The following is a 24,078-nucleotide window of genomic DNA, read 5'->3' as shown; positions in this document are numbered from 1 at the left end:
TACCTTATCCAATACTGGCAACCAGATTACTGAGATATTTATTCAGCACCAGATATATAACCACAGTGAACACCAGAAAAGCTAAACACCAGCTCACTGTCGAAAAAGAACGTATAGTAATCGGGCGCAATCTTCGATTAGTCTGAAGTGAAGGAATGATTATTTCAGGCAAATGCGAATCAATTTTGGTAATGAGTTCATTTCGAGCATGTGTTTCTTCAAATAAATATTTACCATTAAATCCAAGAGCAAATACCAGCTGCCAAACACTTAAAAGCCAGAATGAAGGATCCGGTTTATGCAATTCAGTTTGAATATCTTCAAATAATTGTATACCAGCATCATACTCACCAAATTGGGATACCTGTAACGGGCTGTTTTCCCAAATTGATTTACTTTTGCTATCTAAAAAGCGTAAGGCAAGCTCATCAACAAGTGCAAACAATGCATACTTTATCTGTTTTCGCTCATGCTCAGGCAGGTGATTTTCACTCAGTTTCTGATCAAACTCTGAAACAAAATGAATAGCAAGCAACTGCACTTCATCCATATCCTGAATGGCATGCCCTAAACTTAACCGCGTTACAAATAAAATATAATTACGTAAATTTTCCCGTACGTAATCTGGAATTTCGTTATTCTTCATTTGGCACCGCATATAATTCGATATTTAATCCATCAAATGAATTAGGTGAATAAATACAGCATGATCTGGCTGCTATCATGGCTTTAAAGCCCGGGTGCGACTTATCTAATGCAAAATAGGTAGCTTCTGAACGCATGGGTAATGCGCTGGGTAAACGCTGCATCATTCTTAATGGAATACCATTGGATGCTGACGGCAGAATTCGCTCAACATCATCAGGAGAACCAATCTTACATAGTTTCGGAAAGCGTTCCTGAAGTTCATATAACGGAACACTGGCACGAACAGAAATATAGTAATCTGTGTTTTCATCCAAACGTGCATCTAACAGATGACCAATCCAGCGGGTATTACCAACTTTTTCAAGATCCACCAGTACCAGTACTGTAGGTATAACTGTATCCAGCAGCTCTATAAGCATTTCATTTAACCGGATGAATGTTGTACCTAAATTAAATGGATCATATTGCGGTATGTCTTTGATACTGGATTCAATTGAAAACGACAGCAGACTTCCAACCAAACGTGCCAGTAAGATGTAGTAGTTTTCTGGTGCAATATTTTTATGTGTTTGTAACAGCACCATTTCCGGTATAGACTGATTGAGTATGTTCAACAGCCAAAATAATGAAATATCGGATACAAGAAAGTCTGCTGATTGCTGATTACGTTCTTTTCGTAATGAACCAAGACGCTGACTTTTATTAAGCAGAATTTGTATCTGTCTTGACAGCATCTCCATTAGAAAAATATTGCTGCCAATAAAGAATATTGGCGGTATATATTGTGCATCAAGCTGCCAGATATTATTTTGATTTTTAATCAGACGAAGAATGGGTATTGCCAAAAAATTCTGACGGTTCTCATGAGAGAATTTCAGGCTGAAATTCAATCTTTTTTCTGCAATTTCTGTTTGCTGGCTACCGTAAAGATCAGTAACCGAAACAAACTGTTTAGAAAATCGTAGTGGTGCATTACTGCTGTTTTCAAGCAGATTACTGCCTACGGTATTTAGTTCTGGTAATGTTAAATATACTGTTGTTTCGAGTATGTCATCCGGTAGTTGTGACAAGTCACGGGCAGGCGGCAGAAACTGCATCTGCTGTGAATCAAACCAAGTACCATCCTGAAATGATACTGCACAATCCGATAATTTAAGCTTTTTCAGAGTGAGACTATTAGTGTCTATTTCCATACGCATTACGCCCCATGGCATAATTCGCGTACACTGCATTATGCTAAAGGCATTTGCCTGTTGCAGTAATTCCTGTTGCTGGAAAATTTGTGGCAGCAGTAAGGTACCTTCGTACCAAATCGGATTGATGATTTTCAACTTACAACCTGTTCTAAATTAGATAGATTATTCACATTTAGCTAATGATTGTTTGGATAACAATCGAGCACCACAGCTGGTTTTCATGTTTTCGAGAACCATAAGACGCCCCTTTACTGTTAGCTTGGGATCACCTTCTACAATGTAATGAGTACCACTACATTTCGGACAACTAACTTTATCGCCTTTACGTGCTACCGGTCTTCCTTCAATTTTTGCGATAGGATCACCTTCAAGTACTACCCCACCATGTGTAGTGGTATCTCCCTTACAAATAATAGCGCGTGACATTTAGCAATCCTTTATGGTTATCTACCGATAGGGAACTATCGGTAGATTTTTCGCTTATACCGGATTATTTTTTAGCTTTTGGCATTTGAGATACTAATGAAAGATTAATATCCATACCTTCAATCTGGAAGTGCGGAATGACAAATAGTTTAATTTTGAAGAAACCCGGATTATCTTCAATATCTTCTACTACCACTTTTGCCTGACGTAACGGATGTGAAGCCTGCAGCTCATCACTTGGATCAGTCATTTCTGTAACCAGATTCTGTATCCAGTTATTCATTTCTACTTCCAGAACACGCCGGTCTTTTGTCATACCGATATTTTCGCGCTGAATCAGTTTCAGATAATGAGCCAGACGTGACAGCAGGAAAATATAAGGAAGACGTGAATTGATACGGCTATTGGCTGTCGCCTCTTTAGTATCGTACAGGGCTGGTTTTTGTGTTGAATTTGCAGAGAAGAAACATGCAAAATCATGATTTTTGTAGAACGATAATGGCACAAAACCCAGATTGGCAAATTCAAATTCCCGTGTTTCAGGAATTAATACTTCCGTCGGAATTTTCATTTGTGCGCCGGAACCCAGATCATATAAATGAATTGGCAGGTTTTCAATCAGTCCACCAGCCTGCGGGCCACGAATCTGAACACACCAGCCATTTTTAATAAAGCTTCTTACCATGTTGGCTGCAAATGCAAAGGTGGCATTAGCCCACAAATAACGATTGTGATCAGGGCCTTTAACTTCTTCACTATAATTAAAACTGCGTACCGGTACTGTTTCACTGCCATAAGGCAAACGTGCCAGAAAGCGCGGTAAAGTAAGACCGATATAGCGGGCATCATCAGTATTACGGAAGCTGTTCCATTTGATGTATTCAGCACGGTCAAAGTAGTTGCCGATATCTTTGATTGAGGCAACCTCTTCCATTGTTTCTTTACCAAAGAATTGAGGGCCTACAGAACCAATAAATGGCATATGTGCAGCAGCGGAAACTTTTGAAATATTTCTGAGCAGCTCAATGTCCTGAGGGGAGCGGTCAAATTCATAAGCCGAAATGATTGAGGCAAAAGGCTGTCCGCCCGGGGTGTCATATTCGTTAATGTAAGTATGGCTATACAGACCGCTTTGGATGACTTCCGGTGAGTCTTCAAAATCGCGAATCAGAGCATCTTTTGAAACATCAAGTACATCAATTTTGACATTTTGACGGAAATCGGTACGGTCTACTAAAAATTTCAGACCACGCCATGTACCCTCAATTGCCTGAAATTCAGGATGGTGAAGAATATTGTCTAACTGATTACTGATTAATTTGTCCAGCTTGGCAATATGGAAATCCAGTAAGGATTTATCCAATCTGTCTACAGTTTGGGCACTGTCCTGAATCATTTTCAGGAATACGTTTATCGCTACTGAGATACGTTCATTGGTAGCAGATTCAGATAATGCTGTATTATTGGTGTAATGGTCAAAAGTCGGAGCTGTAGAGACGGTATTCAGATTTATTTTATCAAATAATGATTCATAAACAGACTGTTGAACAGCATTTCCCTTTTTAACGGAACCAGCATTCTGCACATTTTTTTGCATACTTATTTTCCTCTGCGGTATTTATTCTTTAGAAATGATCGGTGAGATTGCTTCAAGTTCTTTGCGCAACTCATCAGAAAGGTTTTTGTCCTGCAGAATTTTTTCCAGTTCTTTGCGTAAAACTGCATTGTCCAGAATATTGGACTTCAAATCTCTCAGCAGATTTCGCATAGCTAGCAACGATTTCAGTTCAGGTACTTGCTGAACAATCTGTTCAGGATGAAAATCTTTCATTGATTTGAATTCAAGATTCACAGGAATTTCGGAATTATCATCAGCCAGAGCATTTGGAACAGACAGTTTTACGGCTGGATTCATTTCAGCAAGCACTGCATCAAAGTTGTTTTTATTAATTGAAACTTTTTCACGTTCTGCCAGCGGAGTATCGCTTTCTTTGAAGCTGAAATCGCCAGCCACTAATAAACGCAAAGGTAATTCAACTTGTTTTTTAGCACCTCCTGTATGTAAATCCAGTTTAATATTGACACGTGCTGGTGGTACTTCGTTCTGAAAACTTTCTGACATGATTACTCCTTGTTGAAATTTGAATACTGATAACAGATCAGAGTCATTACATTACTGCGTTTTGATACGGAATATAAAGCAAAATGAAAATTTTCAATAAATTTTGTTTTAAAAATTTAATAATAATTAAGTTACAACAGCTTTAAATTAATTGGAAGTTAAATTAAATTTTATTCTGCCTATATATACATGTTTTAACTTATTTTGACTTATTTTGGTTACCAAGTAAATAATTTTATAAAATTTAATGCTATATTGATTACAAAAATCATTTCATCTGTCGTTTATTAACCAATTTTTTTCATAAATTTTATCTATGAAAAAAATTTGTTAAATATTAGCCATAATAAATATTAAATTTTTTAAAATTATTGTAAAGATTTCTTTTATTGGATATATGTAAATAATTATTTTTTAAATGAAATATAATTTTCAGCTGATAATGTTCTGAACATTTTTTATTCAATTTAACCAAAAAAATATAATTATTTTATTGATCATAAAATAAAATTTTATAGAAAAAAACTATAATCTAATTGTGAATTCATTTTTTTTATTTTTCAAACCAGGTTTCTTTATTCCTATACGGTATATTGCTGCAATTGTTTTAATACACGCCGGCTAAGGATACCTTCAGGCAGACGAAAATCCAGAAGCATACGTGTCAGCCTTATGGCCTCGGTATGCCATTCAGGCTGTTCAGCTAGTGAGCGGTTATTTAATGCATTCAGAGTGTGTCCGTGAACAACAATACCATTTTCCTGCGCTGACATCTGTGCCTGCATCAATAAAACAGGGGCATGTTCGGCACGCAGCCAGTAGCGTTCATGATTAATGATCTCCTTCCCCTGACTATCCTGACTAATATCAGGAGCAATACCTAAAGCACGCAGTAATGACCACTCAAAATAACGCAGTGCAGATAAGTGTTCGCCGTTTGAAATATGTTGTAGTACGGTATGTAGTGCCGCGTGAACATCAGGTAACGGATCCTCCCGGGCTGTTAGTTTTAGTACCAGCTCATTTACATACATGGCACTGAATAACGCCTGATTCTGAGGCTGAGGCCAGCCGCCTATCCATTCTGCCCGGTGCAGAGTTTTCAATTCATTATTCCCATACCATGATAGCTGTAGGGGCACAAAAGGAACGAGTACACCTCGCAATTCACTTTGCCGGCGCCTCGCACTGCGCGCCAGCATCACTACTCTGCCATAATCCCGGGAAAATACTTCAATTTGCAGACTGCTTTCACTCCATGGACGGGAGGTGAGCAAAAAAGCAGGTTGATGATTGATGCGATTATTAGACATAGCCGTTTTATGTCAGATGTAGATTTTTCAATTATAGCCGGTTATGGCATGCAATTGACCATGTACAGGAAAAAGCGGATAATTCTATTAACAATATAGACTATATTTTTCAGGCAGCCGGCTATTTTAAACAGCCGGCTATTTTAAAGCCGGCTGCCTGAATGTATTCGAAATAATCAGGAAAGTTTAAATACCCATGAAAGCACCAGAATTATTATTGCCCGCTGGTGGACTGGAGCGGATGCGCACAGCCTTTGATTATGGCGCAGATGCTGTTTATGCCGGCACACCGCGTTATTCTCTGCGCGCACGTAATAATGAATTTGCACATCTGCCAGTACTGGAACAGGGTATTACTGAAGCACATGCACGCGGAAAGAAATTTTTTCTGGCCAGTAATATTTTGCCACATAACGCAAAATTGAAAACTTACCTGGCCGATATGGAACCGATTATTGCTATGCAGCCAGACGCGCTGATTATGGCTGATCCGGGTCTTATTATGAAAGTGCGTGAAAAATGGCCGGAAATACCGATTCATTTATCCGTTCAGGCTAATACCACCAATGCATGGGGGGTACAGTTCTGGCAAAGTATCGGCATAGAACGTATTATTCTGTCGCGCGAACTCAGTATTAATGAAATTGCCGAAATCAGGCAGCAATGCCCGGATATTGAGCTGGAAGTATTCGTTCACGGAGCTTTGTGTATTGCCTATTCAGGCCGCTGCCTGCTTTCCGGTTATTTTAATCATCGTGATCCTAATCAGGGTACTTGTACTAATGCTTGCCGCTGGGATTATAAAGTACATAATACGGCTGATAGCGACAGCGGCGATGCTCAATTATTACCCGATTTTGACTTTAATCAGGCGAAAAGTCTGGCTGATAATGCATTATATGGCTTAAATGACCAGCAACGTCACCCGCTGGCAAATAAAGTCTATCTGATTGAAGAAGCAAACCGGCCTGGTGATATGATGCCCATAATGGAAGATGAGCATGGCACCTATATCATGAATTCCAAAGATTTACGCGCGGTAGAACAAGTCGCCAAACTGGCAGAAATCGGTGTAGATTCTTTAAAAGTAGAAGGCCGGACTAAATCAGTCTATTACGTAGCCCGGGCAGCACAGGTATACCGGCGTGCTATTGATGATGCAGTTGCAGGTAAACCTTTTGATTATAGCTTACTGGCAGAACTCGAAGGATTGGCCAACCGGGGTTATACAACTGGTTTTCTGGAACGACATCAGACACAAGAGTACCAGAATTACCTTTCTGGGCATTCTTTATCAAAACAAAGTCAGTATGTAGGCAAAGTTACGGCTGTTGATTCTGAAGGATGGGCAACCATTGAGGTAAAAAATAAATTCAGCCTTGGTGACCAGCTGGAAATTATTCATCCGGGCGGTAATCAGATTATCCGCCTTGAAGCAATGACACGTAAGGGCTATCCGGTAGAAGTGGCTTCCGGAAACGGAATTGAAGTAAAAATTCCACAGATGCTTGGCAAAGATAATGCACTGATTGCACGCATTATTCCCCAGGCAGAAGCTAATTAAATTAGCTTCTGAAAAAGCCATAGTGATATTACACTATGGCTTTTTTATTATCCGTTTCTATATTTGTGTAATTTACAGCCAGCCTTGTAAATGCTGCGTCACAAGCGGAGCCAGTATTTCAACCCATTCATGCTCACTATTCATACAGGGAATATACTGAAACTGTTTTCCGCCATGCGCCAGAAAGTCTGCTTTACCACGAATATTGATTTCTTCAAGTGTTTCCAGACAATCAGTAACAAAACCCGGACATACGACATCAAGTCTACTGATTCCGGCCTGAGGAAGCTGGATAAGCAAATCCTGAGTACTTGGTCCGACCCAGGGTGCATAGCCAAAACGGCTCTGAAATGCCAGCCGATATTCATCTGATTGCAGCCCAAGCTCTTCAGTAAGTAAACAGGTCGTGGTTTTACAATGCTCAACATAACTATCGCCAGCCTGATGCTGAGCCTCTGGTATACCATGAAAGCTTATTAATAAACACTGTCCTCTGCCATGCTTTTGCCAGTATGTCTGAATATGTCTGGCCAGTGTTTTTATATAATTGTTATCTGCATAAAAGCCTGTGATACTTCGTACTGCCATTTGTACACGTTGCTTAAGCATCACCCGCCATACCTGATCCAGTGCAGCACCACTACTGGAACCCGCATATTGCGGATACAACGGCAACACCAGCAAATTCTGCACACCAAGCTGTTTCATTTCCTGCATAACATCAATTACGCTGGGCTGTCCGTAGGTCATAGCAAAACGGGTAATAACACCGTCTGGCATAGCACTGGCTAAAGAAGCACTAAGTAGTTGTGTTCCGATTAATAAAGGAGAACCAGCCTCCTGCCAGATGGTGCTGTACGCGTGGGCACTTTTACGCCCGCGAACAGGCAAAATAATCCCGCGTAATATTAACTGCCATAAAAAACGCGGTAATTCGACTACACGCTGGTCGGATAAAAATTCGCGTAAATACGGGCGTACAGCCTGAGGTTCAGGTGCAGCAGGTGTACCGAGATTCAGCAATAAAACACCAATTGCCGGTTTAGAAGTTTTTGGTTCAGAAAGAAAAATTTTTGACATAATATTTGGCAGCAATCAATTATCAGTCAATCAGATAAAAGTACTGCGAGTATAGCCTATATCTTCTGCTTGTTAGCAATTTCACCAGTTATATACTTTACTGACATCAGGCATTACCTCTGCAACAGACCTGATGCAGCGATTATCTGTGCTTAACCTAATCCCCTGCTCACCCTGATAAAACTACTTTAGTTTACAAAAGACTGGTAAATCTTTATTTATCCCAAAGCGCCTGAAAGTCTTTTACTACTTTTTCAGGATCAGCTGATTCAGTAACAGCACGAACTACAGCCAGAGAGCTTACGCCGGTAGCCAGTACATCGCGTGCATTATTTAAATCAATTCCACCAATAGCAACTGTAGGTGTATTTCCGGCTTGAATCACGTATTGCTTTAATTTGTCCAATCCCTGAGGTTCAGTAGGCATAGTTTTGGTTGTAGTAGGAAAAATTGCCCCGCAGGCTACATAGCTTGGTTTAACTGCTAATGCTTTACTCAGTTCTGCTGGCGAATGTGTACTTACCCCCAGCCTTAAGCCTGAATTCTGAATCATCACTAAATCAGCACTGTCCAGATCTTCCTGTCCAAGATGCACTCCATAGGCACCGCAATCTACGGCTTCCCACCAGAAATCATTGATAAATAGTTGTGTAGGTGTATCTTTTGCATAAGCGACACTGCGTTGAATTTCACGGTACAATGCTGAACCAATCTGAGTTTTATTACGCAGCTGCACAGTATTCGCTCCTGCATCGACCATCCGCGCTACCCAATCCGCAGTAGGAACAACAGTATAGAATTTCAGCGGAGCAACTATAGGTAAAAACGAATTTGCATACATAAAATATTCCTTTTGAAATAAAAATCTTTATAATGATAGTTTTTTCACGCAGCACTGCATATACACAATAATGTTTGCAGATGTCTGTACTGAATTTTCCACTTTTAAAAATATATTATGGCCTCAGACACATCCTCTGTTCGCTCTCCCCTGATCACCCGGGTTAATTATACTTTTGCTGCATTATTATTCGGCACAATTGCATACTTTATTTATTGGGGGCTTGGATATACCAACCATCATTCTCCATTATTATTTGTTATTGCCACTCTGTTTGGCGCCTTCATGGCATTTAACATCGGTGGCAATGACGTTGCCAACTCCTTTGGTACCAGTGTAGGCGCCGGAACCCTTACAATACCGCAGGCATTGGGTATAGCGGCTGTTTTTGAGGTTTCTGGTGCGGTTATTGCCGGCGGCGAAGTAACAAAAACAATTCGTCACGGCATTATAGACCTTGGTGCCATGCATTTAACACCTTCACAATGTATTAATGTCATGCTGGCAGCATTACTGGCTGCGGCAATCTGGCTGTTAATTGCCTCCAAAAAAGGTTTACCGGTTTCAACAACACACTCGCTGATAGGCGGACTGGTGGGTGGCGGATTGTGTCTGGGGTATTTGATAACCGGTAATGGCAGCGCTTTAGATTTAATCCAATGGAACAAAATGGCAGAAATTGGTCTGTCCTGGGTTATCTCACCTGTTTTAGGAGGTGCGTTTTCTTATATCCTGTTCAGCCAGATAAAAAAGCATGTACTGGACTACAATGACCGGATGGTTATAGCTTTAAAAGAAATTAAGCAGGAAAAAAAAGCATATAAAGAAAAACACAAAATCTGGTTTGAAAAACTAAGTGAAACCGAAAAAATTCGCATTTCCTCTGCTATAGCCCGTGACGCCGAAAATTACAGTGATCCTGATTATAGCGTCGAAGAGCTCGAATCAGATTACTATAAAGGCCTGGCAGATATTGAAAGCCGTAAAAATAACATCGACGCATTTAAGGCACTGCATAGCTGGGTACCCTTAATTTCAGCCTGTGGTGGCATGATGATTACCGCTATGATGTTATTTAAAGGACTGACTAATCTGCATCTTGGTTTATCTGTTATTACCAATTTCCTGTTAATCATCATGATTGGCGCGCTAATCTGGATGGCCACATTCATTTACGCCAAAACCTTAAGGCGCAAAGATTTAAGCAAATCAACCTTTCTGATGTTCAGCTGGATGCAGGTATTTACTGCTGCCGGCTTTGCTTTTAGTCACGGCGCTAATGATATTTCCAATGCAGTTGGCCCGTTTGCCGCCATTATGGATATTATCCGTACCGGTGATATTGGTATAGATGCCAATGCCATGATTCCGGCACCAGTGATGATAACATTTGGTGTGGCACTGATTGTTGGTTTATGGTTTATCGGCAAAGAAGTCATCCAGACTGTTGGTACCAATCTGGCCAAAATGCATCCTGCATCCGGCTTCACAGCAGAGCTTTCCTCTGCAGCTATTGTGATGCTGGCTACACTGATGGGGCTGCCGGTATCCAGTACACATATTCTGGTTGGTGCCGTTCTGGGTATCGGACTGGTTAATCGTAATGCTAACTGGAAATTGATGAAACCAATTGCACTGGCCTGGGTGATAACCCTGCCCTCTGCTGCAGTTTTATCTGTATTGATATTTTTGGGACTCAATTCATTTTTTTAAATTAACAATTATCTTAATAAAACCGGATAAATATGCTTATCCGGTTTTATTATGACTAAAGCGATTGTCTAAAGTAAATTTTCAAAGATTTTATAGAATAAATTTAACCCTGATTTGAATGACACTACAAATAGTCGGTATTAAATTTAGTTCAATACTATTTTTCCGTATTTCTTAAATTTACAAAGTAATTTTAAAATCAGATTAAATCTTTTTAACTTAGTCGCTGGCTGTTTTTTATTCAACCATTTAAGCTAAAATGATGACTTTTGTCACAAACTCAGCACAAACTGGTTGTTGCCAATGAATAACCTGCTTAAAAAATTTTATATAGATCCCTTTTTGCTGGCAATGCTGACTGTTGTAGGTACAGCTACTGTTTTGCCTTGTCAGGGCAGCACAAAAACATTCTTTAGCTATCTGACCACAGTTGCCATTGCCTTACTATTTTTTATGCATGGTGCAAAGCTATCACGGCAGGCGATTACAGAAGGTATCAGACACTGGCGATTACATTTAGTTGTATTTTGCAGCACATTTATTTTATTTCCGCTAATCGGTTTAGGTTTGCGTATTCTGGTTCCCCACTGGCTCTCTCCCGAACTGTATCTGGGCTTTCTGTATTTGTGCGCATTACCGGCTACAGTACAGTCCGCAATTGCTTTTACTTCTGTTGCCGGCGGAAATGTTGCAGCAGCAGTATGTAGTGCATCTGCTTCCAGCATTCTGGGCGTTTTCCTGTCACCTGTACTGGTTGGTCTAATGATGCCCACCAGTGGCAATAGTGTCGACACAACAGCTGCTATCGAATCGATTTTATTACAACTAATGCTGCCATTTGTTTTAGGCCATCTGGCCAGGCCATTAATTGCAAATCGGATTCATAAACATAAAGTATGGATAAACCGTACTGACCGGGGCTCGATTCTTTTAGTCGTTTATGTAGCATTCAGTGATGCTGTTGTTGAAGGACTATGGCACAAAGTTAATCTAGGCTCAATTGGTATGATTGTGATTCTGAGTCTGTTGATTCTGTTTCTGGTTATCAGCATTAATACACTGGTTGCCCGTTCATTGGGCTTTAACCGTGCTGATGAAATTACTATTGTCTTTTGCGGCTCCAAGAAAAGTCTGGCAAATGGCGTACCCATGGCCAATGTACTCTTTCCTGCCAGCATAGTAGGCATTATGTTATTACCACTGATGATTTTTCATCAGTTACAACTAATGATCTGTGCAGTACTGGCACAACGCTATGCACGTTTGAATAAAACGGAATAGATTACCTTCGAGTGTAGGTTTTATTTCTAATAAGGCTTGCTATTTGGTTTTTTATAATCTCTGTATCATAGTGCCAGCAATAAGATTTGCTGGCACTTAATCTATTTACATCAAATCACTCAATAATGCTGCAAATATGGTATTTACTTGATTTTGATACAATGACATAAATCAAAAATATAGATATACCATAAGCTGAAACAATTAGGTTTAAAAGTAGCTGCTGTGAATAGACTGGTAGTCACGAGTTAGTGATAAAATATTTGTAACTAATTGATTTTATCTTATGGTGCCAGTAATAGGAATCGAACCTACGACCTTCGCGTTACGAGTGCGCTGCTCTACCAACTGAGCTATACTGGCTTCCAATTCAGAATACTCTGAATGGCGCGCAGTATAGCATAATCGCTCTATACTCACCATTGCTATCCAATTTTATTTATTTGTTAATATAATAGTTTTGCTCATAAATATAATATCTGTTTAATTGAGCCTTAAGTTATTTCTGCGCTTTATACCTGAAATTTTTAATCGGGCTTTTAATAATTGAATTGAATATTAAAAATATTCAGATTTTATCTAAAATAATTTATATTTTATTTTCTTCTTCGAGATTAATTTTTTTATCTCAAAATTAATAGAAGATTCAAAAATTAATATTAACCATATTTCAGTCAAACCACATAATCAATTATCTTCTCTTAGATTTATTTTTAATCAGATATTTATAAAAAAATTTTAATAATCAATGTTCATTCAATATTAGATTTTTTCAATTCAGTCTGACTAATAAACTTTGTTCTACAAATTTAATCAAATATTTTGAATCCATTGTGTATATTTAGCACTCTATATAGATGTGTTGATAACAATAGATATTTATTCATTCAGGCTTGTTCAGCATTAATTTTAAGCCGGATGCAATGGATAAAAAATGAAGCAAAACAGAGAGCAACTCATTAAATGTGCCTGTCTGGGTGATGCACATGCACTTAATCAGTTATTGTTAGTATGTCAGTCAGACATCAGAAGATTTGACAGACGAACTTGTTCCACAACAGAAGATGTTGAAGATGCTGTGCAATTCACATTATGGCAATTACATAAAAAATCGGTACGCTGAAAACTATCTCTTCTTTTACAAGTTGGTTATTTCGAATTATAGAACGAGAATGTTATTGTTTATTTAAAGTCAGACAATCCAAAAACATTGAAACCCGGGCAGATATTGATAAGCTGTCTGCATCTTCTGCAGATATCGATCTTAAAATAGATCTAACTAATGCAATTATTTCTTTACCTTTGATTTACCGGCAGGTGTTGATTTTGCGAGATATTCAGGAGTACTCCACGCCGGAAGTTGCTGAAAAGCTTGGCATCACAGTTGAGGCAGTTAAAAGTCGCTTACACCGTGCCAGATTAATGGTAAAAGAAAAAATTAATTTATAAAAATTTAAATTCAATAATTTATAGACAACATAATAGCTTTGTTCTTTTCGCAGAGAATTTATCAGGAATGTTAGTTTTAAATTTAAACTGGTAGATAAAATGACTAATCAATATCAATCAAGCAATGATTTTAAATACACTGCTGCATTATTAAAATATGCACCCGAAGAAACACAGGCATTTATAGATTTTGACCATAAAACCATCAAACGCAGAGAAGGAAATATTCCGATAAAAACAAGAGAGTTAATTGCTTTAGCCGTAGCATCACTACACAATGCGCATATTGTATTGATGTTCATATTAAAGGAGCAAAACAAGCAGGAGTAAGTGAAGAAGAATTAGCAGAATTAATTTCAATTTCAGCTTCTGTAAAAGCAGGCGCAACCATGGTACATGGTTTGCTGGCAATGCGTTTATTTGAGCAATAAAATAGTTGATTTAGTAAAACAGTAATAAATACTTATGTATATACTTTGTAGGTGCAATTCTTTAAATTTTCTGGATTTCTAACTACTTTATTAAACTGAGTACACTTGAATGGCTAGTGTACTCAGTTGCATTATCGATAAATATTACATTAAAGCAAGACCTGATTTAGCGTTGTTTTTTCTTAAAATTATTCATAACCTGTGTCAGATTATGCTGCAGTACATCCTCTACTGCTCCGGGTACTTCAGCCATTAATTCACGCTGTAATGTGGTTACCAGACCGGCTGTATGCTTTTGTACTGCAACACGAACCATACCGGCTAATACATCTGTAAGATGCGGACGTAATTTTTCAGTTAACTGTTGCAGTAAAGCCTGCTCGGAAATACAGGTTACTGCCCTGTTAGCTGTACCACGCGGTTCTATGACATGCATATGTACATGAATGATTGGCTGTCCATTATCGCTGGTAGCAGAAAGCTCATCTTCTGTTTTCTGCCGGCTTACTTCTGTTGGTATAACAGTAGACTGTTTGCCTTTTAGCTGGATAGTACAGTTTGAAGGCAGATTTTCATCAACAGGAGCGCTTTGTAAACAGTTTTGTGCAGCCAGCCAGTCTTCCTGAATAAGCAAGGCTGTATCATTTAATGCAGATTCCTGCTTTTGCGCTTCTAGTGTGCTTTGCTGCTGCCATTGTTTCAGATAAGCCCGATAAACCCGCTCACGCTGTACTGGATCAAGTAAAACTTCAGCAGGCTGGGATGTAGATACCGTTTTAAGCTCTGGCTCAGGTTGTCTGCCGCGATTTTTTATCGTATTGGTAACTATCGGAGGCACATTGAAATCATGCGGGCGTCTTCTGGTTTTAGGTATAGATAACGGCGGTGCATCTGATATGACTTCTTCCTGATGGTTTGACCGGCTATCTTGCTTTTTTTTGTGCTGGCGCAACTGCTCAAGACTTCGCTCCCATTCGGGCATAGTCTCTGTAGCCATTTTTGCAGGGCTGACAGTTGGATTAGCGACAGATTGCTGTTCAGGCAGATCATCACTCAAAGTAAAAACAAATTGATTTTGTTGTTCATACTGATTTTTCACCATGCCCCCACTTCCGATCAGTCCGGTATATTTTAACTGGCTATGCATATTTTTATGTAAGCTATAGCTGAGTAATTATAGCAACTTTTATAGGTGAAAATGCTAAAATAAACTACATAGTGTTCAATTAAATTAGGAATAACGCATGAGTACCATTGAGCAGCGAATAGAGTTTCTGGAAGAAAGCAACGAGGTTCTGATGATGCAAAACCGGGTGCTGGCCACCGCAATAAAAGGTCTGCTGCGTGCGCTGCCTGCAGACATAGCTGAGTTGGCTACTGAATCCATACGCGCGGCTTTTGATAATGAAATTGCGGAATTACAGTATGAGGAAAATCCGCAAGTAGAATTATTTCACGATGCCACTTATGCATTTTTTCACGAACGTGAACATTAAACCTAAACAGGCTGGCAATAGTATAATTGCCAGCCTGTTTAATTAAATAGATTCAGTTAAAATAAATTATTATTTTCTTACATCTCTGCATAATTGGGTCCGCTTCCACCCTCAGGACAAACCCAGTTAATATTCTGCTCAGGATCTTTAATATCACAGGTTTTGCAATGCACGCAGTTTTGCGCATTAATCTGTAAATGCGGTTCACCGGCCTGATCTACAATTTCATAAACACCAGCCGGACAATAGCGTGTTTCCGGACTGCCATATTCACGATAATTGACAGATATCGCCAGCTCAGGATTATTCAATTTTAAATGTACGGGTTGATTCTCATCATGGCTGATACTGGCAAGATAAACACTACTCGTACGGTCAAAGGTTAATTTACCATCGGCTTTGGGATAATCAATAGGCCGGCATTCTTGTGCTTTTCGTAAAGATGCATAATCCGGACTTTGATGACGTAGCGTCCACGGTGCCTTACCTCTGAAAATATATTCTTCAAGTCCGCTATAGGCCAGACCGCCAAACAGCCCCCATTTAAATGACGGCCGGATGTTTCGTACTTTATGTAACTCATGATACAGCCAACTGTCTCGAAACAATTCACTATATTTCACTGCTTCAGTATTACTATTATCACTGACATGTTCCTCTTTTAACACCTCAGCAATAGCTTCTGCTGCCAGCATACCTGACTTCATTGCAGCATGAATGCCTTTGATTCGGGGAACATTCAGAAAACCGGCAGTATCACCGACAAGCAAACCACCCGGAAAAGTCAGTTTAGGCAAACTTTGCAATCCACCTTCGCTTAATGCACGTGCCCCATAAGCAATACGGGTACCACCCTCAAGCACCTCCCGGATAGCCGGATGGGTTTTATAGCGCTGCATTTCAGAAAATGGTGACATATACGGATTCTGATAATCCAGTCCGACCACAAACCCAACAGCAACTTTATTATCATTTAAGTGATAAAGAAATGAACCACCATAAGTTTTCCGGTCTAGCGGCCAGCCAATTGAATGAATGACGGTGCCCGGTTTGGATTTTTCCGGGGCAACAGACCACAATTCTTTGATACCAATTCCATAAGTCTGATTCTGACAATCTTTATCCAGCTGAAACTGCCGAATTAAAGTTTTGGTAAGCGAGCCCCGACATCCTTCAGCAAATATAGTTTGTTTTGCCAGTAACGCCATACCCTGCTGATAATTACTTCCCGGTTGTCCGTCTTTATTCAGTCCCATATCACCGGTAGCAATTCCGCGTACGGAACCATCAGGATGATAAAGAACTTCTGCAGCAGCAAAACCGGGATAAATCTCTACCCCCATTTCCTCAGCCTGCTGAGCCAGCCAGCGACAAAACAACCCCAGACTAATAATATAATTACCATGATTATTAAAGCTGGACGGAGTAAGTAAACGATAAGCTTTTTTTTCAGTCAGAAACAGCAGCCGGTCTTCTTTAACTGCACAGCTTAAAGGTGCGCCTTTTTCTTGCCAGTTTTCAATCAGTTCAGATAATGAACGCGGGTCAATGACGGCTCCTGAAAGAATATGCGCCCCCACTTCAGAACCTTTATCGACAATGCATACACTAATGTCACGTTGCTCTTTAGCTGCAAGTTGTTTTAATCGTATGGAAGCAGCTAATCCAGACGGTCCGGCACCAACAATCACAACATCATAATGCATGCTTTCACGTTCTATGGATTCTGTCATGGTCGATTTCCTGCATTGAAACAATAATAACTAAATCTACGGCAGACATAAACAATATATATATACCGTATAATAAAAACTGGCATTATATCGAACAATGACTGGATATATCGACTACACTGATTAACGAATTTATATATTAATTTAGTAATCAAACAGATAAAATATTATATATAGAATTAATTTCGAACACTTTTGATCAAATAATAAATATTGATGAAAGCAGGTAAATTAAACTTACCCGTAATTACCACTATCTTATAAAAGTATTTAATGTAAATTTTGTTGATTTGGAGCCGTTTTTCACTCTACTTAAAAAAGTTTAAACGACTTGCATCATTGCTAACTATTAATACTTCACAATAAAAACCGTAAAAACTATAAATATAACAGCAAGAAATTAATCAGCCCTTCAAGCCTTCAAGAAAGAAACAAAATATATCTGTTATCAGATATGCTCTTCAACAATCTATGTAAATTATCCATCGTAGAATTACAGTCACAACGATATTAATAATTTATATTTAAATAAAAAATATATATATTATATAGTTATGTATAAATTAAACCCATCAGTAAAATATAGCTGATTTTTTCTATTACTTTTCATCAAATATCACCACTGTTAGTAAATGCTAATCAGATATTGAGTATATAAAACAACAAACATGTAAATTTGTTGTAAAAAAGCAACTTTTTCGATTACTAATAATTTAATCACATAATTACTTTTTAATAACAATATTGTTGCTTAATATTTATTTTTATTAAAATTTATCAATACTTTATATTTTAAATTACAACACCTTTCTATGGGCGCGGGTAGAAGTAAATACACTATCAATCCATGTTTTCGACTATATAGACTATATACATGTATCAAAGAAACTACTTATTTAACGAAAATACACACTTGGCTGATTGCATTAGTTTGCAAGGCGGGGCATAATTCGCTTTGCACAAGTTATGCGCACTATAGCTGTTTATTGACGAATGATATAGTGTGCAAAAACTGGATTTCCATCACTAAAGTAATACTTTTTGATACAAGTTAAGGTACATAATCATGAAAAAATCTTTATTAGTTGCTGCAGCTCTGATGTCTTTGTTCTTGGCTGCCTGCAATGATAAAAATGAAACTCCGGCTGCGTCTGCTGCATCTGAAGTTTCTGCTCCTGCTACAGCTTCTGAAGCAGCTCCGGCTTCTGAACCTGCTCCAGCTCCGGCATCTGAAGTTTCTGCTCCTGCTGTAGCTTCTGAAGCTTCTGCTGCTTCTAACTAAGCACAAGAAATCAAAAAAGCCAGACTGGAAAGTCTGGCTTTTTTGTTGCTTAATCGTATCGAGTAATATAATAAAATTATTCAAGCAACCTGTATTGATTAAAATTTTTTTACAGTTTGCCTCTGAAACTCATCATCAAATATAACAACTGTTCAAATAAACAGAAAAATAATACAGTTCGTACACTCCAGAGAGGTTTTTCAGTTTCTGTACTGCGTAAAAATAGCAGAAGCATTATTATCCACTGACTTCCTATCCAGAAAACCGGTTGCCAGACAAACATCTGGAATAAAGTGACCAGTAATGGAATTTGCAGGATAACATTTTTCACTAAGCATAATACCAAAACCAAACAAACAACCAAGGCACTAAACTGCAACCAGCCACCATACAGCAACGCAGTTAAATATGCACTTTGTTTCAGCTGATCGCGCCGATGCAGAGCAAAACATGAACCGAGTAAGATATACACTGGCATCAAATACAGATTTAGTGGCTTAAATAAATCAGCAATACCCGGTAATATCAGGCTACTCATTGCGGCCAGAATTATCCAGAGTACCAGTGAAACAACCAGCCAGCCATAAATACGGTATTTATAGCATTGCCAGACAAATACTCCTGTATATACCAATACAACTGCATAACTGATTAGCGTACCCATTAACGCACCAGTTTCAGCAAACGTGCAAGCACAGCCGCCATATTATCAGCTATAGCTGCGACCCATTCAGTAGACATATCAGGGGAAAAATGTGCTTCATCTTCATGCCCAATTACCAGAATAGCCAGCGTCTGTTCTTTCCAGCGTAAAGGTAATTGCAAAAAACTTTCCAGTCGCGGTTGTTCAGGCAATAATTCCAGTAAAGCAGCAACCGGTAAACCGCCACAAGCAGGAGCAGTTAATTTTTTACCAATAACCTTAAATTTCTCATTCACATGTAAATTTACAGGTACACGAACGTTTTTAGGAATATCTGCAGTGATGATTAGTGCATGATAAGGTAAAGTAAATTCATTGTTTAATCCATCGCTGATGGCTCGCTGCCATTGTGCCAGAGTATTGACGATAAGCAGACGCTGAGTAAACGCCATAAATTTGGCCATTAATGTATGGTTAGCATCAGCATCGCCCAGCATTTGAATAAGCTGTGAGGCCATTTTTTCAGTTTTTTGCTGCATTACCTGCATTTTGCCCTGTTGAAATGACAATATTTTGCTTTCAATCGGGCGCAGATTAAATTCAGCAGCATGTTCGTATAACCACTGTGGCTGTGCATGTAAAAATTTTAGTACTTCAGCTTCCTTAATACTCATAAGTAATTTATCTCTCCTTCAAATACAGTCTCTGCCGGCCCGGTCATCCAGACATGCGCATCAGGTTTCTGCTGCCAGCTTATTGATAGCTGCCCGCCAGGTAAATTCACTTGTACCGGTTTATCATCACCCAGTAAGCCCAGACTGATTCCCGCTACAACCGCAGCACAGGCACCGGTACCGCAAGCCTGTGTTTCTCCGACACCTCGTTCAAACACACGCAAATAAATCTCTCGTGGCGCTTTTATCTGCATAAATCCGACATTAACCCGCTGAGGAAACTGTCTGTGACTTTCAATGGCTGCACCAAGCCGGTGCACGGGCGCATGATTAATATCTTCTACAACCACCACTGCATGCGGATTACCCATATTGATACAGGTCACACTAACGGTATCAGCTCCGACAACCAGTTCATGGCTGATACTCTTGGCATCATTTTCATCAATAGCCGCAAACGGAATCTGTTCCGGTGCAAACAGCGGTATACCCATATCCACTGTTACCAGCCCATCTTCATTCAATCGCGGCACAATTATTCCGCCGGCAGTTTCTACCACAATCTGTTTTTTGCTGGTTAATCCTTTATCATAAACAAAACGGGCGAAGCAGCGTGCACCATTACCACATTGCTCTACTTCGGAGCCATCTGCATTAAAAATACGATAACGAAAATCAGCGTTCGGTGTCTGCGGTGCTTCAATGAGCAGAAGCTGATCAAATCCCACCCCTGTATGGCGCTGAGCCCATGCAGCGATTGGTGCTGTATCCGGATAAAATTTCTGGCTAATTCCGTCTATCACCATGAAATCATTACCCAAACCATGCATTTTAGTAAATTTTAGTTTAGTCATATGCCATTCAGTCTGTCATCACAACTGGTTTAAGCAGCTATGATACCGATTTATCACCGTAACGATAAGTTCTGCACTGTACTAATTAGCAAATATCTTTATCCGGAAAAAATACAATTATCTTGAAAACAGGCGTTAATGATCACTAAACCAGCTATTTTATTTACAATTAACCTGAATAGCCCGATTATTTTGCCGGCAAGAGAAAACAGCAGCAAAAGATTTTGTCAATTTATCAAACAGAACCTATCCAGATAAATAAATCTGTTTATATAAATTATGCAGAAAAACTGATTATTTTATTTGTTTACTGAAATAATCAATAAAAACCCGTAGTTTTGCCGAATTTTTATTGCTTTGCGAATAAAGAAAACAAAACTCCCATTGATTATCCTGAGAACATTCCGGTAATATTTCGACCAGCCTGCCGGATTGTAACTCTTCCTGAACAGCAAATCGAAAAAGCTGAACAATACCATTGCCATTAATGGCCAGAAATTTTGTTGCCAGCATACTGTCAAATACGTGTATCTGATCAGTTCCATTACTGTGTGCTGTGCTTTTATCTATATATTTCCATGAAAATTTTTTATTATTCTGGCTGATACTGAAATTGATACACTTATGATTTTGAATATCAGCCGGTTCATATATTATATTATTCTCAGACAAATATTCAGGACTGGCAAACAAACCGGATGTGGCACAATATAATTTCCTTTTAACTAAAAATGGTTCCAGTCTGGTATCCGGCTGAATCAGTCTTACAGCAACATCATAAGTTTCAGTTACAAAGTCAATATTGCGGTTTGTTACATGAAAGTCAAGCTTAAGCTGCGGATACTGTGCACAAAAGCATTTTACATAGGGTATTATTTTATAATTAAAAAAAGTTTCCGGAACGCTTATTTTTAATTTACCGGAAATTGCCTCTTTGTTTACTTTCAGTGCCTTTTCGGTACTGATTAATGACTCCAGAACTTCAGTACATTTTGTATAATAAATTCGTCCTTCTGGCGTTAATTTTGTTTTACGGGTATTGCGACTAAATAATTCAACCCCTATTCTTTCCTCAAGCCGCTTAATTGAACGACTGACTGCTGCCGGTGTAATATTCAGATATTGTGCAGCTGTAGAAAAATTTTCATTTTCAGCAGCCGTCAAAAACAATTCAAGACTAGCTATATGCATGCTTTTTAAACGTTTTTTCATTCTGATAATGCTTTAAATCATTTGAATCTAATCATTAGTCTGTTGATTATTTCGCATAAAAATATTATTTAGCACCAACGCGACCAAAGTTATAGCCATACCGCACATTTCCACTACAGAAATTTTATGCCCCTGAAAAATTCCAATAACAGACGAAATAACCGGTACCAGATTAACAAACAAAATACCATTAACTGCACCCAGACCTTTAATACCGGCATTCCAGCTAATGATAACCAGCGCAGTGATAATCAGTATAAAAATATCCAGCCTGCTTGCTAATATGGCTTTCATTTCCGGCCTGCCGGCATATCCCAGCAAAGTCGCAATTATAGTTATTGCTATGATGGTTAACATTCCTAATGAAGAGCTCAGAGCAGTTACACGCAATGCACTCCAATCATATTTTGAAATCATCGTATTGGCAAAATAAGTATATATTACCCAGCAAACAGTTGCTGTGAGTAATAATATGTCGCCGATAAAACTTGATGAGGCAAGTAAATGGCTAAAATTTCCATCGGTAATAACCAGAACAATACCAGTAAAAGCCAATAGCATGCAGATGATTGTGCGAAAATCCGGCAAAATGCGATGAATTATTGAAAATAAAATCAGGGATAATAAAGGCATTAAAGCCAGAATAATCGTTGCATGTTCGGCTGATGAGAATCCTATACCGATAAATGTAAAAAAATTCAATCCGGCAAAACCGATACTACCGAAAAACCAAAGCTGCAAAGTTTTATTTTCTGTTCGAAAACTCTGTTTTCCTTCCTGAATAATCAATACCAGATTAACCAGCAGGGCACCAGGCACATAGCGAATACAGGTAAGATAATAACCATCAATACCAGAAGAAACAGCATGTTTTGAGGCAGGATACATAATTCCCCAGCCTGCAACCGTGATTAATAAATACAAGATACTTTTATAATTTTGCAGCTGACTGACTTTCATATCATTAAACCTGATTCAGTATTAAATTTTTTATTTTTATAGCAGTTCTCAGGTAAAAGTGCATTACAGCAGCCGTAATAACAGTTATTACATCAGGTAATAACTGTTATTAAATACAGATATCTCAACCAGAAGCATTTGTAAGAATTTTATTTATATTATTTATAAATGCATAACCGGAGGCTGAACCAGCATCAGAACAACAGGCAAAGTAATTAAACTTAAAACCGTGCTGATAAAGGTAGCTGTAGATACAAGCTGTGGTCTGGTATTGAACTGGACAGCCAGTAATGTAGTGTTAGCCGCGGTAGGCATTGCCGCCAACACTATAAGCACTTTTTTAGCCATCAGATCTATTGGCATAAAATATACAAGCAGCATTGCCCACACAGGTGAAATCAGTAATCGGATAACCAGCGCAAAACTGATTTTGGCTGTTTCAATCTGCCTGATATGCAATGTAGCCAGCTGCATGCCCAGAATCAGCATAATTACCGGAATAGATGAATCCCCGATCATGCCCACTGCCAGCATAATTTCCTTACTTAAAGGAATATGCAGTAATTGAAATATTAATCCGAACAATGCGCCATAAATAATCGGCATTCGTAAGACTTTTTTCAGTACGGTATTCTGGCTAATACCATCAACATCACTACTGCCTTTAGCAGCATAATAAGTGCCGATGGTGCTCATAATAAATTGCTGTAATACCATCAGAATAACAGCAATATCAAAACCAGCACTACCAAAAAATACCAGAATTACCGGAGTGCCATAATTACCGTTATTCATAAAGCATGAAGCCAGAATCAGAGCACAATTATCCTGATTTTTATAATGACAAAATGCCGACCAGAGATAAACCAGTACAATCAGCCCGACACACAATGCCAGAACATAGAAAGCATAATAAACATAAGCACTGGTTAGCGGGTGATTATAGAAAGTTTTGAAAGCCAGAAAGGGAGACAGAATATACAAAGACATTTTTGATAAACCAGCAATATCAAATTTCAATGTCTTCTGAGCGATAAAACCAGTGACGAAAATACCAAACACCGGTAATAAAATCAGCAAAAAATGCATTGTCTGCCCTTTCCTTCTCAGTATATCTGCCAGATATGTATATATTCTGCTATATGAAGAAAATGTAAATA

At 38.7% G+C, this 24,078-nt stretch carries 25 protein-coding genes and 1 tRNA gene; 9 read left to right on the top strand and 17 right to left on the bottom strand.

The annotated features are described in order from the left end of the window. Window positions 1-4 precede the first annotated feature (4 nt). The 6 genes from H3V00_RS05940 to recO all read right to left on the bottom strand — a co-directional run bounded on the left by H3V00_RS05940 (window position 5) and on the right by recO (window position 5,705). Window positions 5-646: a DotU family type IV/VI secretion system protein gene (locus tag H3V00_RS05940; protein WP_171991476.1), complete on the bottom strand. Its 642-nt coding sequence runs from the start codon at window positions 644-646 to the stop codon at window positions 5-7. Continuing rightward, entirely contained in the window at window positions 636-1,979 is a 1,344-nt protein-coding gene (gene tssK, locus H3V00_RS05935) for a type VI secretion system baseplate subunit TssK (protein ID WP_078474412.1), read from the bottom strand. The genes H3V00_RS05940 and tssK overlap by 11 nt, the downstream gene beginning before the upstream one ends. A 27-nt stretch (window positions 1,980-2,006) precedes the next feature. Then, window positions 2,007-2,270: a PAAR domain-containing protein gene (locus H3V00_RS05930; RefSeq protein WP_025330949.1), complete on the bottom strand. Its 264-nt coding sequence runs from the start codon at window positions 2,268-2,270 to the stop codon at window positions 2,007-2,009. A gap of 64 nt (window positions 2,271-2,334) precedes the next feature. Next, a complete protein-coding gene (gene tssC, locus H3V00_RS05925; RefSeq protein WP_037392136.1) occupies window positions 2,335-3,867 on the bottom strand; it encodes a type VI secretion system contractile sheath large subunit in 1,533 nt (510 codons plus the stop codon). 21 nt (window positions 3,868-3,888) lie between these two features. After that, entirely contained in the window at window positions 3,889-4,392 is a 504-nt protein-coding gene (tssB, locus tag H3V00_RS05920) for a type VI secretion system contractile sheath small subunit (RefSeq protein WP_025330951.1), read from the bottom strand. A 581-nt stretch (window positions 4,393-4,973) separates the two neighbouring features. After that, complete coding sequence (gene recO / locus H3V00_RS05915; protein WP_078474242.1) at window positions 4,974-5,705, bottom strand: DNA repair protein RecO; 732 nt, start codon at window positions 5,703-5,705, stop codon at window positions 4,974-4,976. A 196-nt stretch (window positions 5,706-5,901) separates the two neighbouring features. Here recO and yegQ point away from each other — a divergent pair, with 196 nt between their 5' ends. After that, complete coding sequence (yegQ, locus tag H3V00_RS05910) at window positions 5,902-7,269, top strand: tRNA 5-hydroxyuridine modification protein YegQ (protein ID WP_078474241.1); 1,368 nt, start codon at window positions 5,902-5,904, stop codon at window positions 7,267-7,269. A gap of 72 nt (window positions 7,270-7,341) precedes the next feature. Here yegQ and hemH read toward each other — a convergent pair whose 3' ends face one another. After that, window positions 7,342-8,349 carry a ferrochelatase gene (gene hemH / locus H3V00_RS05905; RefSeq protein ID WP_198206812.1) on the bottom strand — a complete coding sequence of 336 codons (1,008 nt, stop codon included), beginning with the start codon at window positions 8,347-8,349 and terminating at the stop codon, window positions 7,342-7,344. A gap of 214 nt (window positions 8,350-8,563) precedes the next feature. Then, window positions 8,564-9,190, bottom strand: a complete 627-nt coding sequence (thiE, locus tag H3V00_RS05900) for a thiamine phosphate synthase (RefSeq protein WP_100116510.1) — start codon at window positions 9,188-9,190, stop codon at window positions 8,564-8,566. Window positions 9,191-9,307: 117 nt separating this feature from the next. Here thiE and H3V00_RS05895 point away from each other — a divergent pair, with 117 nt between their 5' ends. Both H3V00_RS05895 and H3V00_RS05890 read left to right on the top strand, forming a co-directional pair. Continuing rightward, window positions 9,308-10,903 (top strand): inorganic phosphate transporter, encoded by a 1,596-nt coding sequence (locus H3V00_RS05895; protein ID WP_198206813.1) that lies wholly within the window; start codon window positions 9,308-9,310, stop codon window positions 10,901-10,903. Window positions 10,904-11,206: 303 nt separating this feature from the next. Next, the gene (locus tag H3V00_RS05890) at window positions 11,207-12,184 is read left to right on the top strand and encodes a bile acid:sodium symporter family protein (RefSeq protein ID WP_198206814.1); all 978 of its coding nucleotides are present in this window, start codon (window positions 11,207-11,209) and stop codon (window positions 12,182-12,184) included. A 287-nt stretch (window positions 12,185-12,471) separates the two neighbouring features. On the opposite strand, the gene H3V00_RS05885 is transcribed toward H3V00_RS05890, so the two are convergent. Then, window positions 12,472-12,547 (bottom strand) — tRNA-Thr (locus H3V00_RS05885). Between the two features lie 571 nt (window positions 12,548-13,118). Between H3V00_RS05885 and H3V00_RS05880 the strand changes: the two genes are divergently transcribed. The 4 genes from H3V00_RS05880 to H3V00_RS11655 all read left to right on the top strand — a co-directional run bounded on the left by H3V00_RS05880 (window position 13,119) and on the right by H3V00_RS11655 (window position 14,064). Then, entirely contained in the window at window positions 13,119-13,307 is a 189-nt protein-coding gene (locus H3V00_RS05880) for a hypothetical protein (RefSeq protein ID WP_198206815.1), read from the top strand. After that, window positions 13,295-13,633, top strand: coding sequence for a sigma-70 family RNA polymerase sigma factor (locus H3V00_RS05875; RefSeq protein WP_198207155.1), 339 nt, complete (start codon window positions 13,295-13,297; stop codon window positions 13,631-13,633). Before H3V00_RS05880 ends, H3V00_RS05875 begins: the two co-directional genes overlap by 13 nt. 99 nt (window positions 13,634-13,732) lie before the next feature. Next, window positions 13,733-13,963: a carboxymuconolactone decarboxylase family protein gene (locus H3V00_RS05870; protein WP_198206816.1), complete on the top strand. Its 231-nt coding sequence runs from the start codon at window positions 13,733-13,735 to the stop codon at window positions 13,961-13,963. Beyond that, on the top strand, window positions 13,900-14,064 hold the full coding sequence (locus tag H3V00_RS11655; RefSeq protein ID WP_198207157.1) for a carboxymuconolactone decarboxylase family protein: 165 nt from the start codon (window positions 13,900-13,902) through the stop codon (window positions 14,062-14,064). Before H3V00_RS05870 ends, H3V00_RS11655 begins: the two co-directional genes overlap by 64 nt. A 166-nt stretch (window positions 14,065-14,230) precedes the next feature. Here H3V00_RS11655 and H3V00_RS05860 read toward each other — a convergent pair whose 3' ends face one another. Beyond that, window positions 14,231-15,166 carry a hypothetical protein gene (locus H3V00_RS05860; protein WP_198206817.1) on the bottom strand — a complete coding sequence of 312 codons (936 nt, stop codon included), beginning with the start codon at window positions 15,164-15,166 and terminating at the stop codon, window positions 14,231-14,233. 142 nt (window positions 15,167-15,308) lie between these two features. Here H3V00_RS05860 and H3V00_RS05855 point away from each other — a divergent pair, with 142 nt between their 5' ends. Then, on the top strand, window positions 15,309-15,560 hold the full coding sequence (locus tag H3V00_RS05855) for a hypothetical protein (protein ID WP_084563845.1): 252 nt from the start codon (window positions 15,309-15,311) through the stop codon (window positions 15,558-15,560). A 77-nt stretch (window positions 15,561-15,637) separates the two neighbouring features. On the opposite strand, the gene H3V00_RS05850 is transcribed toward H3V00_RS05855, so the two are convergent. Next, entirely contained in the window at window positions 15,638-17,293 is a 1,656-nt protein-coding gene (locus tag H3V00_RS05850) for an electron transfer flavoprotein-ubiquinone oxidoreductase (protein WP_084550991.1), read from the bottom strand. A 1,066-nt stretch (window positions 17,294-18,359) separates the two neighbouring features. On the opposite strand from H3V00_RS05850, the gene H3V00_RS05845 reads away from it, so the two are divergent. Further along, window positions 18,360-18,575, top strand: a complete 216-nt coding sequence (locus H3V00_RS05845) for a hypothetical protein (protein ID WP_025330962.1) — start codon at window positions 18,360-18,362, stop codon at window positions 18,573-18,575. A 109-nt stretch (window positions 18,576-18,684) separates the two neighbouring features. On the opposite strand, the gene H3V00_RS05840 is transcribed toward H3V00_RS05845, so the two are convergent. The 6 genes from H3V00_RS05840 to H3V00_RS05815 form a co-directional block, all read right to left on the bottom strand. After that, complete coding sequence (locus tag H3V00_RS05840; RefSeq protein WP_025330963.1) at window positions 18,685-19,239, bottom strand: hypothetical protein; 555 nt, start codon at window positions 19,237-19,239, stop codon at window positions 18,685-18,687. Continuing rightward, window positions 19,239-19,892 carry a DUF484 family protein gene (locus tag H3V00_RS05835; RefSeq protein ID WP_198206818.1) on the bottom strand — a complete coding sequence of 218 codons (654 nt, stop codon included), beginning with the start codon at window positions 19,890-19,892 and terminating at the stop codon, window positions 19,239-19,241. The genes H3V00_RS05840 and H3V00_RS05835 overlap by 1 nt, the downstream gene beginning before the upstream one ends. Next, complete coding sequence (dapF, locus tag H3V00_RS05830; protein ID WP_084586417.1) at window positions 19,889-20,746, bottom strand: diaminopimelate epimerase; 858 nt, start codon at window positions 20,744-20,746, stop codon at window positions 19,889-19,891. Before dapF ends, H3V00_RS05835 begins: the two co-directional genes overlap by 4 nt. A 294-nt stretch (window positions 20,747-21,040) precedes the next feature. Continuing rightward, window positions 21,041-21,958, bottom strand: a complete 918-nt coding sequence (locus tag H3V00_RS05825) for a LysR family transcriptional regulator (RefSeq protein ID WP_198206819.1) — start codon at window positions 21,956-21,958, stop codon at window positions 21,041-21,043. 27 nt (window positions 21,959-21,985) lie between these two features. Continuing rightward, a complete protein-coding gene (locus tag H3V00_RS05820; protein ID WP_198206820.1) occupies window positions 21,986-22,918 on the bottom strand; it encodes a DMT family transporter in 933 nt (310 codons plus the stop codon). A 162-nt stretch (window positions 22,919-23,080) separates the two neighbouring features. Then, window positions 23,081-24,007: an AEC family transporter gene (locus H3V00_RS05815; protein WP_198206821.1), complete on the bottom strand. Its 927-nt coding sequence runs from the start codon at window positions 24,005-24,007 to the stop codon at window positions 23,081-23,083. Window positions 24,008-24,078: the final 71 nt, after the last annotated feature.

The organism is Snodgrassella sp. W6238H11 (genome assembly GCF_016100525.1).
GTDB classification, from domain to species: domain Bacteria; phylum Pseudomonadota; class Gammaproteobacteria; order Burkholderiales; family Neisseriaceae; genus Snodgrassella; species Snodgrassella alvi.
Note: the sequence above shows the minus strand (reverse complement) of the source record. Positions and strands in the feature narration are given on the sequence as shown.

Coding starts and splice junctions, on each gene's coding strand:
- tssB (WP_025330951.1), bottom strand. CDS start 4,392: ATGTCAGAAAGTTTTCAGAACGAAGTACCACCAGCACGTGTCAATATT.
- H3V00_RS05850 (WP_084550991.1), bottom strand. CDS start 17,293: ATGACAGAATCCATAGAACGTGAAAGCATGCATTATGATGTTGTGATT.
- H3V00_RS05860 (WP_198206817.1), bottom strand. CDS start 15,166: ATGGTGAAAAATCAGTATGAACAACAAAATCAATTTGTTTTTACTTTG.
- H3V00_RS05845 (WP_025330962.1), top strand. CDS start 18,360: ATGAAAAAATCTTTATTAGTTGCTGCAGCTCTGATGTCTTTGTTCTTG.
- yegQ (WP_078474241.1), top strand. CDS start 5,902: ATGAAAGCACCAGAATTATTATTGCCCGCTGGTGGACTGGAGCGGATG.
- H3V00_RS05890 (WP_198206814.1), top strand. CDS start 11,207: ATGAATAACCTGCTTAAAAAATTTTATATAGATCCCTTTTTGCTGGCA.
- H3V00_RS05880 (WP_198206815.1), top strand. CDS start 13,119: ATGAAGCAAAACAGAGAGCAACTCATTAAATGTGCCTGTCTGGGTGAT.
- H3V00_RS05895 (WP_198206813.1), top strand. CDS start 9,308: ATGGCCTCAGACACATCCTCTGTTCGCTCTCCCCTGATCACCCGGGTT.
- dapF (WP_084586417.1), bottom strand. CDS start 20,746: ATGACTAAACTAAAATTTACTAAAATGCATGGTTTGGGTAATGATTTC.
- H3V00_RS05870 (WP_198206816.1), top strand. CDS start 13,733: ATGACTAATCAATATCAATCAAGCAATGATTTTAAATACACTGCTGCA.
- H3V00_RS05940 (WP_171991476.1), bottom strand. CDS start 646: ATGAAGAATAACGAAATTCCAGATTACGTACGGGAAAATTTACGTAAT.
- H3V00_RS05840 (WP_025330963.1), bottom strand. CDS start 19,239: ATGGGTACGCTAATCAGTTATGCAGTTGTATTGGTATATACAGGAGTA.
- hemH (WP_198206812.1), bottom strand. CDS start 8,349: ATGTCAAAAATTTTTCTTTCTGAACCAAAAACTTCTAAACCGGCAATT.
- H3V00_RS05835 (WP_198206818.1), bottom strand. CDS start 19,892: ATGAGTATTAAGGAAGCTGAAGTACTAAAATTTTTACATGCACAGCCA.
- H3V00_RS05855 (WP_084563845.1), top strand. CDS start 15,309: ATGAGTACCATTGAGCAGCGAATAGAGTTTCTGGAAGAAAGCAACGAG.
- H3V00_RS05820 (WP_198206820.1), bottom strand. CDS start 22,918: ATGAAAGTCAGTCAGCTGCAAAATTATAAAAGTATCTTGTATTTATTA.
- recO (WP_078474242.1), bottom strand. CDS start 5,705: ATGTCTAATAATCGCATCAATCATCAACCTGCTTTTTTGCTCACCTCC.
- thiE (WP_100116510.1), bottom strand. CDS start 9,190: ATGTATGCAAATTCGTTTTTACCTATAGTTGCTCCGCTGAAATTCTAT.
- H3V00_RS05815 (WP_198206821.1), bottom strand. CDS start 24,007: ATGCATTTTTTGCTGATTTTATTACCGGTGTTTGGTATTTTCGTCACT.
- H3V00_RS05930 (WP_025330949.1), bottom strand. CDS start 2,270: ATGTCACGCGCTATTATTTGTAAGGGAGATACCACTACACATGGTGGG.
- H3V00_RS05825 (WP_198206819.1), bottom strand. CDS start 21,958: ATGAAAAAACGTTTAAAAAGCATGCATATAGCTAGTCTTGAATTGTTT.
- tssC (WP_037392136.1), bottom strand. CDS start 3,867: ATGCAAAAAAATGTGCAGAATGCTGGTTCCGTTAAAAAGGGAAATGCT.